The following is a 16,497-nucleotide window of genomic DNA, read 5'->3' as shown; positions in this document are numbered from 1 at the left end:
GCTTACAGCGTCATCCCTTGGGGGCCAGCAGGCGCAGCGCCGCGCGGATCAGTTCGGCGGTCGTGGCCGTGGGGGCCTCTCCCGCGGCCTGCGCCACGGCGGCGGCGGCCTCTCCGGGGGCATAACCGAGATTGGAGAGCGCCGAAAGCGCCTCGGACTGGGCGGGGGCCGAGCTCGGCGCTGCCTGGGCAGGGGCGGGCGCAGGGGCCGAGGGGATAGTGGCGTCGTCGATCACCTCGGGCCCGGCGCTGGCGATGGTGCCCGCGCCCATGGCCATGACCATCGGGGCCTTGTCCTTGAGCTCGTTGACCACCCGCAGGCCGGTCTTGGGGCCGATGCCGCGCGCCGCCTTTATGGCATTGGCATCGCCAAGCGCGATGGCCCGGCTCACGCCGTCGGGCCCCAGCGTGCCGAGGATCGCGAGCGAGGCCTTGGCGCCCACGCCCTGCACCGTCATCAGCAGGCGGAACCATTCCTTCTCGACCAGCGTCGGGAAGCCGTAGAGTTGCAGCAGGTCCTCGCGCACCAGCAGGTCGGTGTAGAGCGCCGCCGCCTCGCCCGGGCGCGGCAGCGAGGCCAACACCCGGTCCGAGCAGTAGACGATGTAGCCGACCCCGCGCACGTCGATGAGCACGTGGTCCTCGCCCTTGTATTCGATGCGTCCTGCAATGCGTCCGATCATGCCCGGATCCTCAGCTCTCGTCCGCCCAAGTGGCGGGAATGACAGATGGCGATGGCCAGCGCGTCGGCGGCGTCGGGACCGACGATCTGGACGCCGGGAAGCTGCATCTTCACCATGTGATCCACCTGCCGCTTGTCCGCGTGTCCGACGCCCACCACGGTCTTCTTGACCGAGTTGGGCGCGTATTCCCCGACCTCGAGCCCGAACTGTGCCGGCACCAGCAGCGCGATGCCGCGCGCCTGGCCAAGCTTCAGCGTGCCCGCCGCGTCCTTGTTCACGAAGGTCTGTTCCACCGCGGCGACGTCGGGCGCATACTGGCGCAGCACCTCGGTCAGCTGGCGGTGGATCGACAGCAGGCGCACCGCAAGCTCGCCGGTTCCCGATTCGCAGACACCGTTCGCGACATGCCGCAAACGGCTGCCCTCGGCCTCGATGATTCCCCATCCGAGGCGCCTCAGGCCCGGATCGATGCCCAGAACCCTCATGCCTGCCCACCTTTTTTGGTTGTTGTTGCAGGTGGAGTAGCACGAAACGCGAACATCCGCCAAGGGCCAAGCGAGGGCTGCGTGAGGGGCGGTCATGCTGCAGTGCCGCATCCGATGGCAGCGGAGCCTGTTTGCGACATCGAATTGTATATTCGCGACCCAGTTCCGCCCATGAATTAAGCGCAGTTAGCGAGCGTCATCCCAAGTTCTGAGCTATTCGAAAACTGCATACGGACCATGCAGGAATGCGCGTTGTGGATACGCATTCCTGCCACTAATTCCGCATAGAAATCAGGCACTCTGAAAACTCCAAGACAAGGATTCTGACCTATGTCGGCAATTGACACTTCCCGCACGCACGACGGTGCTGCCGGCCTCGCCGGTCGCATCGGATCCGTTTTCGTCACCGGCTTCGGCGCCGCTCCCGAGCAAAGCGCCTCGGCTTCGGTCGTTATCGCATCGAGCATCAGCCGCTTCGTCTCGAACGTCGCCGACGCGATCATCGACTGGAACGACGCCCGCGTGACCCGCAAGAGCCTCCAGGCGCTTACCGACCGCGAACTCGACGATATCGGTCTGACTCGTGGCGACATCGAGCTCGTCGTTCGCGGCCGCTGATCCCTCGCGCCCCCGACCGACCTGACACAAGGCCGCGGCTTCCTGGTGGAAGACGCGGCCTTGATCATTTTCGGGGGTCGGACAGGGCGGGACCTTGGGGGAGAGCGTCTGTCAACGCCCGGGTGTGACGGGGATCAGGACAGGACACCGAGGAATTGCGCGGCGATCCAGCGGCTTGCCGGGTCCGCACCCATCAGCCACGATCCCGCCTGTTCGAGCAGGCTTCCGCCGCCGAGATGGGCGACGTGGGTGGCGTAGTCCGCCGGGCCGAGGCTGGCCAGAAGATACCCCTTGAACGCGACGAAGCCGGTAACGGCAAGCGCCAGCCCCTTGAGAGGCAGCACCCGCACGCGCCGGACCGGCCTGTGTTCGATGGTGCCGTTGGGGTTCAGCCTTGTGACGTAGCCTTCCGCGAGCCGGCGATGCTTGGCCGTCACGGCGCGGTGACGCCTCTCGAACTCACGGATCCCCTTGTCCATGGCAGCCTCGTCGCAATCGGCCCCCACCGATTGCTTTTGGATATGCGTAGAAATTGCGGCAAATTTGAGGCGATTGCCTTGAGTTTTCCCCAAATGGGGCGGTTCTCAAGCGCCTTTGCGGAGCGTCAGCGTCACCCAATCGCCAATCTCTTCGCGGTGCGCGAGATTGATGCCGTTCTGGAGATAAACCTCGACCACCTCGTCGGCCTGCCGGGTCAGGATGCCCGACAGAATTGCGTAGCCGCCGTCGCCCAGATGCGACGCCATGTGCGGCGCGAGGTCGATGAGCGGCTGCTTGAGGATGTTGGCGAAGACCAGATCGAAGGGCGCGCGGGCGGCGAGCTCGGGGTTGTCGAAGCCGGCGGCCTCGACGCAGGTGACCTTGCCCTCGAGCGCGTTGGCGCGGACGTTGGCCTCGGCCACCTCGACCGCGACCTCGTCGATGTCCGAGGCGATCACCGGGTCCGGCCAGATGCGGGCGGCGCCCATGGCGAGCACCGCGGTGCCGCAGCCGATGTCGGCGACGCTGCGCCCGGTGAAGCCGCCGGTGGCGAGACGGTCGAGCGCCCGCAGGCAGCCGAGCGTGGTGCCGTGGTGGCCGGTGCCGAAGGCCATGGCGGCCTCGATCAGCAGCGGCTCGGCGCCCTCGGGGATCTTGTCGGCGTCATGGCTGCCGTAGACGAAGAACCGCCCGGCCTCGACCGGGGTCAGCTCGCGCCGGACCTTGTCGACCCAGTCCTGGTCGGGGACCTCGGAAACGACGAAGGGCTTGGCGTCATAGGCGGCGGCGAGCAGCGCAAGCTCGATGTCGTCGGGGGCCTCGGTGAAGTAGCCGCCGACCTCCCAAGTGCCGGAGCCGTCCTCGATTTCGAAGACGCCGACGCCGGTGGGCGTGGGCTCGAGATCCTCCATCGCCTCGCCGAGCGTGTCGGCGGCGTCCTTGTCGGAGAGCTTGGTGAAGGCGGTCCAGGTCCTGGGCATGACGGCAATCCTTGGTGGCTTGGGCGCCGGATAGCGCGTTTGCCGGAACTTTGGAAGGGGCGGAGCGCGCCGAGGGGGCGCTGCCCCCGTCCGCTGGCGCGGACTCCCCCGGGATATTTGGAGCCAGTGGAAACCCGGGCGCGGTGCGGGCCCGGTCATACGTCATCGATCGCTGTGGTGTGAGGCGCCGGCGGTCACTCCGCCGGGGCGGGGAGGGCGGTGGTGAAGACCGTCTCGTGGCCGGGCACCGGGTGGCGCGGGATCAGCAGCGCGAGGCTGAGCGAGATCAGCGCCATGCAGGCGGCGAGGCCGAAGACCGCGCCCGGCGAGACCATCCAGAGATAGCCCAGCAGGAACGGCAGGAAGACCGCGGCGATGTGGTTGATGGTGAAGGCCACGGCGGCGGTGGGAGCGATGTCGGCGGGGTCGGCGATCTTCTGGAAATAGGTCTTCAGCGCCAGCGCGAGGCCGAAGAAGATGTGGTCGATGACGTAGAGCACCGCCGCCAGTACCACGCCCCAGCCGAACCAGTAGAGCCCCCCGTAGCAGAGGAAGACCAGCGTCAGCCCGGTGTATTCGAAGATCAGCACCCGGCGCTCGCCGAAGCGGTGTACCGCCTTGCCGAGAAGCGGGGCAGCCACGAGGTTGACCATCAGGTTGATGAGGTAGAGCCCGGTGACCTCGTGCACGGCGAAGCCGAAGCGTTCGACCATCATGAAGCCCGCGAAGACCACGAAGATCTGCCGCCGCGCGCCGGACATGAACTGCAGCGCGTAGTAGAGCCAGTAGCGCCGGCGCAGCACGAAGCTCTTGCGCTGGGGCGTCGGGCTTTCGAACTGCGGGAAGGCGATGGCGCACCATGCGACGAGCACCAGCGTGATGCCGCCCGAGGCGAGGTAGACGGTATTGTAGGAGAGTTCGAACGCCTCCCATGTCATCACGATCAGCACGTAGGCCACGAAGGTGGCGCCGCTTGCCGCCGCCAGCAGCCAGCCCAGCATCTGGGGGGCGCGCTCCTTCGGCAGCCATTGCAGCTGCAGGCTCTGGTTCACGGTCTCGTAGTAGTGGAAGCCGATGGAGCTGAGCATGGTGATGATCAGGATGCCCGCCATCGACGGGAACCAGGCGGTGACGGCGGTGGCGGCGCCGAGCAGCGCCAGCGCCGAGAGCGCCAGCACCTGTTCGCGCATCACCAGGAGCACGAGGATGACCCCGATGGCGAGGAAGCCCGGGATCTCGCGCACGCTGTGCAGCCAGCCGATGTCGGAGCCGTCGAAATCGGCGGCATCGATGACGAAGTTGTTCAGCAGGGCCGACCATGTGGCGAAGCTGAGGGGCATGGCCACGGCCATGAGGAAGAGCAGCGTCACGGGCCGTTGCCACCAGGGCAGGGCACCCGCGTCGGCGAGGGGCACGGTACGGTTCATGGGATCCGCTCTAGCCGTTCTGCACGTATTTGGCGAGCGCAACCTGTCTGCGCCGATGCACAGGTCTCACGCCTTTGTTGCGGAGGAAAAGCGGTGCTCGACGTCGGCGAAGCTGTCGCGGGGGAAGACGTAGAGGAAGCGCAGGCCGCCGGGTCCGGCGACGGTGCCGCGCTCGGCGTCCTCGGGGAAGTAGAGCGCGACCTCGGGGCCGAGCGGGTGCGGCACGCCGTCGATGGGCACGACGCCGCCGCCGGAGAGGCCGAAGCAGATCTTCTCGTACCCGTGCCCGTGGCGGTGGGGCAGGAGGGTGCCGGAGAGGGCGAACTCGGCGATGCCCGGCACCATGCCGCGGGTCGGCCTGCGGTCGCCCGAGAACAGGGTCCGCCAGCGCTCCGTGCCGAAGGCCGGATCCCCGCCCCCTTCAAGCGGCGCCTCCCGCTCCTTGGCGGCCACCGCCAGCGTCATCAGCGCGGCGATCTGGGGCAGGATGGCGACGTCGATCCCGGGCGCGGCCATGGGATCTTCCATGAGGGCGCTCTCGCGGCTTGGTGCCGGCGCGCGACGGAATGCGACGTCGATGTCGCGAACTGGCGGCACATGATCTGAATCATGGGAATCATATTCGAATGCGGGCATTCGTCTTCCATGCAGCCGGGCCGAGAGGAGGACGCAGCATGGATCTCGTCGCTTTGGTCGACAGATTGGGAGAGGCGCCGACCGCCGCCCTTTTCGGAGTGCTCACCGGCGTCGTCTTCGGCGTCGCGGCGCAGCGCTCGCGGTTCTGCCTGCGGGCCGCGGTGGTCGAGTTCGCACGGGGAGAGATGCGCGACAAGGTGTCGGTCTGGCTGCTGACCTTCTCGACGGCGCTGGTCTGGGTGCAGGGCGCGCAGCTGCTGGGGGTTTTCGATGCCTCGAACGCGCGGATGATGGCGGTGCCGGGAAGCTGGTCGGGGGCCATCGTCGGCGGGCTGATGTTCGGCGCGGGCATGGTGCTGGCCAACGGCTGTTCGGGGCGGCTTCTGGTGATGGCGGCGACCGGGAACCTGCGGTCGGTGATCTCGGGGCTGATCTTCGCGGTGGTGGCGCAGATGAGCCTCGCGGGGGTGCTGTCGCCGCTGCGCGACCGGATCGCGGCGCTCTGGGTGACCACGGGCGGGCGCAACATGGACCTGCTGGCGGCGGCGCATTTGCCGCGCGGGGCGGGGCTGGTGATCGGGCTCGCCATCGCGCTGGTGGCGCTCGAGCTGTCGCGGCGCAACCGCATCGGGGTGCGCCGGCTGGTCTTCGCCTCGGGCGTGGGTTTTGCGGTGGCGCTGGGCTGGGTGCTGACCTACGCGCTGGCCAACGTGGCCTTCGAGCCGGTGCAGATCGAGAGCGCGACCTTCACCGGACCCTCGGCGCACACGCTGATGTTCTTCCTCGACCGCGACGCGGTGCTCGAATTCGACGTGGGGCTGGTGCCGGGGGTCTTCCTTGGCGCCTTTCTCGCTGCCGCCTGGGCGCGCGAGCTGAAGGTGCAGGGCTTCGACGGCCCGACGCCGCTGCGCAACGCCATGATCGGCGCCGCGCTGATGGGCTTCGGCGGCATGCTGGCCGGGGGCTGCGCCATCGGCGCGGGCGTCACCGGCGGCTCGATCTTCGTGGGCACTGCGTGGCTGGCGCTGTTCTGCATGTGGATCGGCGGCATGACCACCGACGTGCTGATGGGCGGGCGACGGCAGGGTGCCGTCGCCTGAGGCCCGCTCAGGACCGCAGGCGCCAGCCGCTGCGGAAGATCCACCAGATCACGCCCACGCAGAGCGCGGTGAAGGCGCCGATGGCCATGAGGCTCAGCCCCACGGGCACGTCGGCAAGTCCGAAGAACGACCAGCGGAAGCCCGAGATCAGGTAGACCACCGGGTTGAACAGCGTGATCGTCTGCCACACCGGCGGCAGCATCGAGATCGAGTAGAACGAGCCGCCGAGGAACACGAGCGGCGTGACCACCAGCAGCGGCACCAGTTGCAGCTGCTCGAAGTTCCCCGCCCAGAGCCCGAGGATGAAGCCCAGCAGCGCGAAGCTGAGGCAGGTGAGCAGCAGGAAGGCCAGCATTGCCACCGGGTGCTGGATCTCGAGATCCACGAAGAAGGACGAGGTGGCGAGGATGACGGTGCCGATGAACAGCGACTTGGTCGCCGCCGCGCCAACGTAGCCGATGGTGATCTCGATGAAGTTCAGCGGGGCCGACAGTAGCTCGTAGATGGTGCCGATGAACTTCGGGAAGTAGATCCCGAAGGAGGCGTTCGAGATCGCCTGCGTGATCACCGAAAGCATCACCAGCCCCGGCACGATGAAGGCGCCGTAGCTCACGCCCTCGACCTCGTCGATGCGGGCGCCGATGGCGGTGCCGAAGACCACGAAATAGAGCGAGGTCGAGATCACCGGCGAGATGAAGCTCTGCAGCAGGGTGCGGAAGAACCGCATCATCTCGAAGTGGTAGATTGCCCAGATGCCACGCCAGTTCATGCCGCGTTCTCCTCCTGCTTGTGCACGAGCCCGACGAAGATGTCCTCGAGAGTGCTCTTGCGGGTGTCGACGTCGCGGACCCGGAGCCCGGCGGCGCTGAGTTCGGACATCAGATGGGCGAGGCCGGTGCGCTCGGCGGCGGTGTCGTAGTCGTAGACCAGCACGCGCCCGTCTTCTTCCAGCCGCAGGCTGCGGTCTTGCAGCGTGGCGGGGATGGACGCGACCGGCTCGTCCAGCTCGACCCGCAGCTCCTTGCGCCCGAGACGCTTCATCAGGCTGGCCTTTTCCTCGACGAGAAGGATCTCGCCGTTGTTGATGACGCCGATGCGGTCGGCGATGGCCTCGGCTTCCTCGATGTAGTGGGTGGTGAGGATGATCGTCACCCCGCGCGCCTTCAGGTCGGCCACGATCTCCCACATGTCGCGGCGCAGCTCGACGTCGACGCCCGCGGTGGGCTCGTCGAGGAACAGCACCTCGGGCTCGTGGCTCAAGGCCTTGGCGATCAGCACGCGGCGTTTCATGCCGCCTGAGAGCGCGCGAATCGGCTGGTCGCGCTTGTCCCAGAGCGACAGCCGCCGGAGGATATCCTCGATCAGCGCGTCATTGCGCGGCTTGCCAAACAGCCCGCGCGACAGGCGCACGGTGTTGGAGACCTTCTCGAATGGCTCGAGGCTGACCTCCTGCGGCACCAGCCCGATCAGCGAGCGCGCCGCGCGGTAATCGGCAAGCACGTCGTGCCCGCCCACGGTGAGCGTGCCGGAGCTTGGCGTCACCAGCCCGCAGACCGTCGAGATCAGCGTCGTCTTGCCGGCGCCGTTTGGTCCGAGCAGCGCGAGGATCTCGCCCGCCTCGATATCGAGGTCGACGCCCTTCAGCGCCTCGAATCCGCCGTCGTAGATCTTGCGGACCTGCCGCAGCTCGACCATCGCCATGTCGCGTCCTCCCGTCTTGCCCGCAGAACCTAGGCTGCCCGTGCAGGAACGCAACGTTCGCTGGCGCAGGCCCCCCTGTGCGCGGCGATTTGATCTGGCGCCGTTGCGGGGGCCGGGGTAGTCGCGAGAGCCATGAAAGCACTCTCCGACCGGCCGGGCCTGGGCATCCTCTTCATCTGTTTCGGCGTCGTTGCCATCTCGGTGAACGACATGCTGATCAAGCTGCTCTCGGGCGGGTATCCGCTGCACGAGATCGTCGCGGTACGCGCGGGCGTCGGGCTGGTCATCACCCTGAGCCTCGTGAAGCTCGAGGGCGGCTGGTCGCTGCTGCGGACCCGCACGCCGCTGCTGCATGTGGCGCGGGGGCTGATGGTGGTGCTGGCCAACATGACCTATTACGCGGCGGTGGCGGTGATCCCGCTGGGGCAGGCTACGGCGCTGTTCTTCGTGGCGCCGCTCTTCATCACGCTGCTCTCGATTCCGTTCCTCGGCGAGAAGGTCGGCCCGCTGCGCATCGGCGCGGTGGTGGTGGGCTTCATCGGGGTGCTGATCATGCAGCAGCCGTGGAAGGAAGAGCTTGCCACCTCGCGCATCGTGCTGCTGCTGCCGGTGATCTCGGCCTTCTTCTACGCGATCCTGCAGGTGATGACCCGCAAGCTCGGGCTGACGACGCGGGCCTCGGTGCTGGCGGTCTACCTGCAGGTGACCTTCCTCGTGGTGGCCTTCGGCTTCTGGCTGGTGGCGGGCGACGGGCGCTACGTCGACCGGGTCGAGAGCGAGGCGCTGGCCTTCCTGCTGCGGCCGTGGATCTGGCCCGAAGGGCGCGACGCCCTGGTGATGCTGGTCCTCGGCACGCTGTCGGGTTTCGTGGGCTACGCGCTCAGTGCCGCCTACCGCATGGCCGAGGCGGCGACCGTGGCGCCCTTCGAATACGTCGGCCTGCCGCTGGCGATTCTCTGGGGTTGGCTGATCTTCGGCGAATGGCCGGGCGCCAGCGTCTGGGCCGGCTGCGCGCTGATCGTGGGGGCGGGGCTCTTCGTCTTCCTGCGCGAGCGGCGCCGGCAAAGCCCGGCCCCGGGGCGGCGCAGGCTCTGGGGGCGGCGCTGAACCGGCTTGGCTCTGCCCGCCGGCGGCCTCTATAAGCGCCCCGCAAGCACCGCGAACGAGAAGGAGACGCCATGCTGCCCGCCGACGTCGAGGCCCTGTTCACCCGCCAGGACGGCAGCTATCTCTGCGCCCGCTGGGGGCGGCCGATCGTGCCCATCGTCTTCGGGGTCGAGGACGCCACGCTCTCGGTGATCAAGGGCGCCTTCGAGGCGCTTTGCGCGCTCTCCGGCCACAAGATGGCCGAGACCGATCCCGAGCTCGGTGCCAACGTGATGGTGTTCTTCTTCCGCGACTGGGCCGAATTGCGCGGCGTGCCAGATCTCGACCGCCTGATCGAGGGGCTGGACCCGATGATCGCCCGGCTCGAAGCCACGGGCGCCAACCAGTACCGGGTCTTCCGCTTCGACGAGACCGGCGCGATCAAGGCGGGGTTTGTCTTCCTGCGCATGGACAAGGCGATGGCGGCGCAGCCCGCCGAGGAACTGGCACTGAGCCAGGTGTTGCAGGTGATGCTCTTGTGGTCCGAGAGCGCCTTCGCAAGCCGCTCGCCGCTGGGCCGGCTCGAGGATGGCCGCGTCGTGCTGCGCCCCGAGATCGGTGGGGTGCTGCGCGCGGCCTACGATCCGGTGATGCCGCCGGTGGCGCGCGACCCGAGCCACGCGCTGCGCATTGCTGCCCGGGCCGGACTGACCGGCCAGGCTTAGGCTGCAGGGCGGGACCGGGACCGTCGGAACGGTCCCGGAATGTGCTGCAAGGTCGGGTCCGGGGCGCTCAGGCGCCCACCATCCCCACGATTTCATAGGTTTTCTGCAGGATCGGCGCGGCGATGGCGCGGGCGCGTCCGGCGCCGTCCTTGAGGATGCGGTCGATCTCGGCCGGGTCCTGCATGTAGCGCGCCATCTCGGTCGAGATCGGCGCCAGCTTCTCGACCGCCAGATCCGCCAGCAGCGGCTTGAACTCCGAGAACGGCTTGCCGCCCACCTCGGCCATCACCTGCTCGACGGTCTGCTCCGAGAGCGCCGCGTAGATGTTGACGAGGTTGCGCGCCTCGGGACGCTCGGCAAGACCTGCGGCCTCGGAGGGCAGGGGCTCGGGGTCTGTCTTGGCCTTGCGGATCTTCTTGGCGATGGCGTCGGCGTCATCGGTCATGTTGATGCGGCTGGCGTCCGAGGGATCGGACTTCGACATCTTCTTGGAGCCGTCGCGCAGCGACATGACGCGCGTTGCGGCGCCCTCGATCACCGGCTCGGTCATCGGGAAGAACTCGGTGCCGAAGTCGTGGTTGAACTTGGCGGCGATGTCGCGGGTCAGCTCGACGTGCTGCTTCTGGTCCTCGCCAACGGGCACGTGGGTGGCGTGGTAGAGCAGGATGTCGGCGGCCATCAGCGCGGGATAGGCATAAAGCCCCAGCGAGGCTTTCTCGGCGTTCTTGCCGGCCTTGTCCTTGAACTGGGTCATGCGGTTCATCCAGCCAAGCCGGGCGACGCAATTGAAGATCCAGCCGAGCTGGGCGTGTTCCGCCACCTGGCTCTGGTTGAAGAGGATCGATCGGGTCGGATCGAGACCCGCGGCAAGGTAGCCGGCGGTCAGCTCGCGGGTCTGGCGCACCAGCGCGGCGGGGTCCTGCCAGACCGTGATGGCGTGCATGTCGACGACGCAGTAGATCGTCTCGACACCGCTCCCCTGCATGTCCACGAAACGCTTGATCGCGCCGAGGTAATTGCCGAGCGTCAGGCCGCCCGAGGGCTGGATGCCGGAAAAGACACGCGGTGTGAAGGCGGGGGTGGGCTGGGCCGCCTCGGACATGGGGCATACTCCGTCTGGAAATTCGGCTGGGGCTGGCTTACCCATGCCCCGACATGCCGTCAAGAAAGAGCCCCCGCCCATGGTGCATCCTCACAACGAACCGCCCCTGAACCCGCTGCCACCCGTGGTGATGGCCCTGGCCATCGTGATCGTCGGCATCGAGGCGGTGTTCTCGCTCGGCGCCTATGGCGTGGTGGGCGGTGCCAGCGCCGTCGGCTGGCGTCTCGACGCGCTGGAACGCTTCGCCTTCTCGGCGCCGGTGATGCAATGGATGCTGGGGACCGGGCAGTTCCCACCGGAGCATCTCGTGCGCTTCGTCAGCTACCCGTTCATCCACGGCAGCTTCACCCACGCGATGTTTGCAGCCGTCATGCTGCTTGCCATGGGCAAGATGGTGGCCGAGGCGCTGGGCCCGGTGCGCTTCGTGGCGATCTTCTTCGCCTCGAGCATCATGGGCGCGCTGGCCTACGGCTTCCTGGACACGAGATTCCCGCTGATCGGGGCCTTCCCGCCGGTCTACGGGCTGATCGGGGGCTTCACCTACCTGCTCTGGCTGCGGCTCGGACAGGTGGGCGCGCAGCAGATCCGGGCGTTCTCGCTGATCGGGATGCTGCTGGCGGTGCAACTGGTCTTCGGGCTGATCTTCGGAGGCACCCTCGACTGGGTGGCCGACCTCGCCGGCTTCGTCACCGGCTTCCTCCTGAGCATCGTGCTGGTGCCCGGTGGCTGGGCACGGCTGCTGTCGCGCCTGCGCCGGGACTGAGCCTCCGGGGCCTCCGGGTGCGCGTGGCCCTGAGGGGCCCGGGGCGCCCCTAGAACATGTCCGCCGGCAGCACCGGCACGAAGCGCGAGAACTTCCTGCCGCTCGCACTGGGGTAGGGCAGGGCGAAGCCCTCGCGCTCTTCCGGGGGCACGGCGGCATTGGCGAGCGCCGCCTGTCGCCAGGTCTTGGCCAGCACCGTGCTCTGCGCGCCCAGCCGCGGCCCCAGCCATTTCGTGGCCAGCCGCTCGCGCAGCGCCTTGGCGTCCTCGGGGCGCCGGAACAGCACCGAGGCCTCGGTGTCCCAGCGCATCGAGCGGCCGTTGAGGTTGGCCGAGCCCACCATGCCCACGCGGTCGTCGACCACGATGACCTTGGAGTGCACGTAGATCGGACCCGCATCGAGCATGTCGGCGGCGCCTTCCTCGGCCGGGCGGGTCTGTCCGGGCGAGATCATCGCCAGCCGGTCGCCATAGATCTTGCCGAGGCGCTGCGCCGCTTCGGTCTGCAGCGCGTGGCCGTGGCGGGCGTCCCAGCCCACGTCGCTGTTGAACAGCACCCGCTCGGCGGCGGGCGGCAGGATGATCACGAGCTGCAGGTCCGCGATCCGCTCGCCGGCGCGGACCAGCGCATCGACGATGGGCCGGTGCCGCAGGAACTGGGTCTCGATGTAGATGTGGTGCTGCGCCTCGCCGATGAGCGCGATCATCGCCTTTTCATGCTCCTGCACGCTGGCCCGCGGCGCCAGCCGCAGGGGCCCCGGGCAGGGCGACGAGACGGTGCGCACCAGCCGCAGGTCCGGCGACGTCTGGGGGCGCACGTCGGTGGGCATGCGCTCGGCGGTGCCGTTGAGGCAGGGGCTGCCGCAATCGAGCGCGGCGTTCCACGTTTCGGAGAAATGCAGGCGCAGGGCGGCAGCGAAATCCGCGTCGTCCACCTGCATCGAAACGTCGTGCCAGGTCTCCTCGGCGGGCTGGTCGTGCTCGAAATCGTCGTAACGCCGCTCATTCACGTCGAGCCCGCCGATGATGCAGCGGGCGCTGTCGGCCACGGCGAACTTCTGGTGGATGGTCACCGGGCGCAGCGGCACCGGGCCCTCGAGCAGCGAGCGCTGGACAGGGGTGAGCCGCGTCGGCTCGTCGCTTCGCAGCTTGTTGAGCATGCGCATGATGCGGCCGCGCATCATGACCCGCCAGAGCGGCCCGGCCATCTGGCCATGCGGCGCGCAGATCACCCTGGCGTCGCCCTGCAACACCGAGGCGAAACCGCTGGCCGAGCTCCACGCCAGCCGGTGCAGGTCTGAAGTGAAGACCGGGTCGAAGTCGGACAGCAGCATGCGGATGCGCACGCCTCGCCGGGCGATCATCGCCAGCAGGTCGGCCGATGTCTCGAGCCCGCGCTCCCTCAGCTCAGGGCTGCGCAGCTTCGTGCGCGGGTCGAAGATGCGGAATGACAGCACCAGCTCCTCGCGCGCAGAGGCTGCGAGGCGTTCCAGGGCAGGAAAGCCTTCGGATGCGGTAATCAACGAAGTCAGCGTCACGTGACGGGGTCCTTAGCTGCGTCCTCGGCGGAAGGCCGAACTGAATTCGGACAATCTGAAGGCGCCGAACGCGTGTCCTGCCACGCCGTAGGACACGAGGCCCATGGCAAGCAGCAGCAACAGCGCGGGATAGCGCCAGTAGTCCATGTTCAGGAAGGGCGCGAGAAGCAGATAGGTTCCCCAGAGAATTGCTCCCATCGCAAGGGACGCCGCGATGATGCGTGGCACCCGGCAGCGGAAACGGGCGTCGAAACGCGCGACCTCGCCGATGCGGCGGCCTCCGACGGCGAGCATGACCACCATGACCCAGCCCGCGGCAGTGGTCGCGACGGCCGGGGCGATCCAGCCCATCAGCGGCACGAGGCCGATCGCCAGAACAGCGTTCACCACCATCGACCAGACCGCGTAGCGGAAGGGCGTGCGGGTGTCCTCGCGGGCGAAAAACAGTGGTTGCAGCACTTTCTGCAGCACGAAGGCGGGCAGTCCGAGCCCGTAGATCGCCACCGCCAGCGCGATGGCGGCGCTGTCGTCGGCCTTGGTCGCGCCGCGCTCGAAGAGCACCGAAACCATGGGCAGAGGGATCACCATCAGCGCCACCGCGGCGGGCACGGTGAGCGCGAGCGCCATCTCTCCGGCGCGCGAGAAGGCGTGTCGCGAGCCCTCGGTGTCATCCGCCTTGAGCCGCCGCGAGAGGTCCGGCAGCAGCACGATGCCGACGGCGATGCCGACCACGCCGAGCGGCAGCTGGTAGAGCCGGTCGGCGGCGTAGAGCCAGCCCACCGCCTTGTCGAACTGCGAGGCCACCTGCTGGCCCACCAGCAGGTTTACCTGCATCACCCCACCTGCCAGCGCCGCGGGCACTGCGACCCGCACCAGCCGCTTCATGTCGGGGGTCAGGCGCGGCATCCCGGGCCGCACCTTGATGCCTGCGCGCTCGGCGGCGATCCAGACCAGAGCGAGCTGCGCCGCCCCGGCCAGCGGGATCGTCCAGACCAGCCAGAGCACCACATCGCCCCCGAGCGCCGCGCCCACCGCCATGGCGATGATGACGAAGACGTTGAGCAGGATCGGCGCGGCGGCGGCGGCGGCGAAATGCCCGGTCGCGTTGAGGGCCCCCGAGAACAGCGCCGCCAGCGAGATCAGCAGGATGTACGGAAAGATGATGCGGCCGTAGCCCACGGTGAGGGCAAACCGCTCGTCCCCGGCAAAGCCGCCCGCGGTAGCCCAGACCAGCGCCGGCATGAAGATCAGCGCCAGAGCGCTCAGGATCAGAAGCACGAAGGCGAGTCCGTTCAGCGCATCGCGGGCAAAGCGCAGCGGGTCCTCCTCTCCCTCGTATTTCTTTGAGAAGATCGGCACGAAGGCGGCGTTGAAGGCGCCCTCGGCGAAGAACCGGCGGAACATGTTGGGCAGGCGGAAGGCCGCGACGAACGCGTCCATCACCGGGCCGGGCCCGATGTAGGCGAGAATGAAGATCTCGCGCGCGACGCCGAGCACGCGGCTCGCCAGCGTCCAGAACCCGACGGTGAGAATGCCGGAAATCAGGCGGATGGGTTTCATGAAAAGCTCGGCCCCTGTGCTGCCCATGATGTACCCATGGGCTTCCGCAAGCACTAGCCTATCGCTCGTGGCGGAGGAAGAGCCGCCGCGGAGCGTGAGCCTTTCCTGGCCGGGTCTGCCTTGTGTCGCGGCAGGGCTGCTGGCGCGGGGCGGGTCGCGTGGGGGAGCGCTGGTGCGAAGCGGGCGCGGGCGCCCGCCTCACCATCTCGTCAGGCGTCGTGTTCTCATGATCTGCAGCGCCTGTCCGGGCAGGATCGGACCAACACCAAGAGGATGTTATTCATGCGGTTTCATCTTCTCACCCTGCCGGGAGCGCTCGCAGCCTCCTCGCTCCTCACAAGCCCCGTCCTGGCCCGGTCGACCAAACGGGACGCCGGGCAGGAGGCCGCCAATCTCGAGCTGGTGACCGAGTTCCACCAAAGCGTGTTCCTCGATCACAAGGTGGAAGAGAGCGCATCCGTCGTCGCCGACGACGACATCCGGCACGACCCGGAAGCCGCCGCCAACGAAAACGGCATGTTCTGAGGTCTTTTGGTTTGCGCCTGCGGCCGGCTCTGCCGATGGCGTGGATGCCGCCACCTGACGGCATCGCAATGTCCCAATGTGGTGCGTGCTGTAGCCATTCGAGAAGGACGGAGCATCCATAGGCTTCCCGCAGCGCCTCGCAGCTATAGCTGAGCCCCGAGAACAGCACGCCCTCGTCATTGAGCTTCCGAGGCATCGGTCTACCAAATGCCTTCCTGAGGGTCAGGCCATCCGGAACCGGAGGCGTCCCGTGTTCTGCCACCGGCCGCTTCCAAGCTGCATTCGGGGTCTCCCCTTTCAGCGAGCCGTGTGGCTGGTTGTGATAGATATCAACGATATAGGTCAGCAGGACCTTTATCAGGTCGTCATCACACAGACAGGCGAGGCATTTCTGAAGGGTAGTCGCCGCGATCAACAGTGTCGAAGAAGGTCCGGCCTGCCAGCAGCGGCATGAGCTGATGCCCGAGAGTGCGGAAGAAGGACTCGATGTGCCCCCGCATCCAGGGGATGCCAGCGGGCGGCAAATGCGGCGTGACCCCAAGCGACGCTACCGTTGCCTGGAAGGCGTCCGAGACGAAGGCAGGCCCCATGTCGGTCACAAGTGTTCCGATCCAGCCATGATGGTGCCATGTGCTTTCGCATTCGGCCGCCTGGGCCAGCGGGGGCTCTGTTGCACAAATCGGCTGAACGCCGAGGTTCCCCTTTCCCCGGACGGACTTATCCCACTGCTTCCGTGACGGGTATGCCGAGCGCGGTGTAGCCGTTCAGGACGACGATGCGGACTTGGAGCTCGGCGACCTGTCGGTCGAAGTCCCGTGCCATGAGCCGCTGGCCCAGCAGTTTCACACAATGCATCTTGGTCTCGACGCGGCTCCTGCGGTGGTATCCGCTCCATCGTCGCCAGAGGGCCCGGCCGAGGTATTTCGCGGCGCGCAGGGCCTCGTCTCGGGCGGCCGCGCCAGCTTGATCACCTTCCACGGCTTGGCGTTCCTGCGGGGTGGAATAACGGCGTGAGCGCCGCGTTCAGCGATGGCATCGTGGCACTTGCGGGTGTCGTAGGCACCGTCTGCCGTGACACTGCCGATCTCCT

General features: G+C 67.8%; 18 protein-coding genes and 1 pseudogene. 6 read left to right on the top strand and 13 right to left on the bottom strand.

Annotated features, from left to right (window positions below):
• Positions 1 to 10 precede the first annotated feature (10 nt).
• Complete coding sequence (gene ruvA / locus BLQ77_RS18840; protein ID WP_089962013.1) at positions 11 to 682, bottom strand: Holliday junction branch migration protein RuvA; 672 nt, start codon at positions 680 to 682, stop codon at positions 11 to 13.
• Positions 679 to 1,167, bottom strand: a complete 489-nt coding sequence (gene ruvC / locus BLQ77_RS18835; RefSeq protein ID WP_008885118.1) for a crossover junction endodeoxyribonuclease RuvC — start codon at positions 1,165 to 1,167, stop codon at positions 679 to 681. The genes ruvA and ruvC overlap by 4 nt, the downstream gene beginning before the upstream one ends.
• A 330-nt stretch (positions 1,168 to 1,497) precedes the next feature.
• Between ruvC and BLQ77_RS18830 the strand changes: the two genes are divergently transcribed.
• Complete coding sequence (locus tag BLQ77_RS18830) at positions 1,498 to 1,785, top strand: DUF1127 domain-containing protein (protein ID WP_008885377.1); 288 nt, start codon at positions 1,498 to 1,500, stop codon at positions 1,783 to 1,785.
• A gap of 134 nt (positions 1,786 to 1,919) precedes the next feature.
• Here the strand turns inward: BLQ77_RS18830 and BLQ77_RS18825 are convergent, their stop codons facing one another.
• From BLQ77_RS18825 to BLQ77_RS18810, 4 genes are all read right to left on the bottom strand, one after another.
• Positions 1,920 to 2,264: a hypothetical protein gene (locus BLQ77_RS18825; protein ID WP_089962011.1), complete on the bottom strand. Its 345-nt coding sequence runs from the start codon at positions 2,262 to 2,264 to the stop codon at positions 1,920 to 1,922.
• Between the two features lie 105 nt (positions 2,265 to 2,369).
• Positions 2,370 to 3,245: a 50S ribosomal protein L11 methyltransferase gene (locus tag BLQ77_RS18820; protein ID WP_089962009.1), complete on the bottom strand. Its 876-nt coding sequence runs from the start codon at positions 3,243 to 3,245 to the stop codon at positions 2,370 to 2,372.
• 194 nt (positions 3,246 to 3,439) lie between these two features.
• The gene (locus tag BLQ77_RS18815) at positions 3,440 to 4,672 is read right to left on the bottom strand and encodes an MFS transporter (protein ID WP_040383806.1); all 1,233 of its coding nucleotides are present in this window, start codon (positions 4,670 to 4,672) and stop codon (positions 3,440 to 3,442) included.
• A gap of 66 nt (positions 4,673 to 4,738) precedes the next feature.
• Positions 4,739 to 5,200 carry a cupin domain-containing protein gene (locus tag BLQ77_RS18810; protein WP_242661776.1) on the bottom strand — a complete coding sequence of 154 codons (462 nt, stop codon included), beginning with the start codon at positions 5,198 to 5,200 and terminating at the stop codon, positions 4,739 to 4,741.
• A 146-nt stretch (positions 5,201 to 5,346) separates the two neighbouring features.
• On the opposite strand from BLQ77_RS18810, the gene BLQ77_RS18805 reads away from it, so the two are divergent.
• On the top strand, positions 5,347 to 6,408 hold the full coding sequence (locus BLQ77_RS18805; RefSeq protein ID WP_089962007.1) for a YeeE/YedE family protein: 1,062 nt from the start codon (positions 5,347 to 5,349) through the stop codon (positions 6,406 to 6,408).
• Positions 6,409 to 6,415: 7 nt separating this feature from the next.
• Here BLQ77_RS18805 and BLQ77_RS18800 read toward each other — a convergent pair whose 3' ends face one another.
• Complete coding sequence (locus tag BLQ77_RS18800) at positions 6,416 to 7,177, bottom strand: ABC transporter permease (RefSeq protein ID WP_089962004.1); 762 nt, start codon at positions 7,175 to 7,177, stop codon at positions 6,416 to 6,418.
• A complete protein-coding gene (locus BLQ77_RS18795) occupies positions 7,174 to 8,109 on the bottom strand; it encodes an ABC transporter ATP-binding protein (RefSeq protein WP_089962002.1) in 936 nt (311 codons plus the stop codon). Before BLQ77_RS18795 ends, BLQ77_RS18800 begins: the two co-directional genes overlap by 4 nt.
• Positions 8,110 to 8,241: 132 nt before the next feature.
• Here BLQ77_RS18795 and BLQ77_RS18790 point away from each other — a divergent pair, with 132 nt between their 5' ends.
• Entirely contained in the window at positions 8,242 to 9,216 is a 975-nt protein-coding gene (locus BLQ77_RS18790; RefSeq protein WP_008884785.1) for a DMT family transporter, read from the top strand.
• 71 nt (positions 9,217 to 9,287) lie between these two features.
• Complete coding sequence (locus tag BLQ77_RS18785; protein WP_089962000.1) at positions 9,288 to 9,920, top strand: hypothetical protein; 633 nt, start codon at positions 9,288 to 9,290, stop codon at positions 9,918 to 9,920.
• A gap of 67 nt (positions 9,921 to 9,987) precedes the next feature.
• Here the strand turns inward: BLQ77_RS18785 and trpS are convergent, their stop codons facing one another.
• Positions 9,988 to 11,022: a tryptophan--tRNA ligase gene (gene trpS / locus BLQ77_RS18780; RefSeq protein WP_089961998.1), complete on the bottom strand. Its 1,035-nt coding sequence runs from the start codon at positions 11,020 to 11,022 to the stop codon at positions 9,988 to 9,990.
• Positions 11,023 to 11,101: 79 nt separating this feature from the next.
• On the opposite strand from trpS, the gene BLQ77_RS18775 reads away from it, so the two are divergent.
• Positions 11,102 to 11,785 (top strand): rhomboid family intramembrane serine protease, encoded by a 684-nt coding sequence (locus tag BLQ77_RS18775; RefSeq protein WP_089961996.1) that lies wholly within the window; start codon positions 11,102 to 11,104, stop codon positions 11,783 to 11,785.
• Between the two features lie 49 nt (positions 11,786 to 11,834).
• On the opposite strand, the gene BLQ77_RS18770 is transcribed toward BLQ77_RS18775, so the two are convergent.
• Positions 11,835 to 13,322, bottom strand: coding sequence for a phospholipase D family protein (locus tag BLQ77_RS18770; protein ID WP_089961993.1), 1,488 nt, complete (start codon positions 13,320 to 13,322; stop codon positions 11,835 to 11,837).
• Between the two features lie 12 nt (positions 13,323 to 13,334).
• Entirely contained in the window at positions 13,335 to 14,882 is a 1,548-nt protein-coding gene (gene murJ, locus BLQ77_RS18765) for a murein biosynthesis integral membrane protein MurJ (protein WP_089962303.1), read from the bottom strand.
• A 282-nt stretch (positions 14,883 to 15,164) separates the two neighbouring features.
• On the opposite strand from murJ, the gene BLQ77_RS18760 reads away from it, so the two are divergent.
• Positions 15,165 to 15,407 (top strand): hypothetical protein, encoded by a 243-nt coding sequence (locus tag BLQ77_RS18760; protein WP_089961991.1) that lies wholly within the window; start codon positions 15,165 to 15,167, stop codon positions 15,405 to 15,407.
• Positions 15,408 to 15,775: 368 nt separating this feature from the next.
• Here the strand turns inward: BLQ77_RS18760 and BLQ77_RS18755 are convergent, their stop codons facing one another.
• Positions 15,776 to 16,066, bottom strand: a complete 291-nt coding sequence (locus BLQ77_RS18755) for a TnsB C-terminal domain-containing protein (protein WP_511227986.1) — start codon at positions 16,064 to 16,066, stop codon at positions 15,776 to 15,778.
• Positions 16,067 to 16,124: 58 nt separating this feature from the next.
• Positions 16,125 to 16,497: pseudogene (locus tag BLQ77_RS18750) on the bottom strand (transposase); the annotation flags it as partial.

It is taken from the genome of Salipiger thiooxidans, from assembly GCF_900102075.1.
GTDB lineage: Bacteria > Pseudomonadota > Alphaproteobacteria > Rhodobacterales > Rhodobacteraceae > Salipiger > Salipiger thiooxidans.
This window is presented reverse-complemented; position numbering and strand designations above follow the sequence as displayed.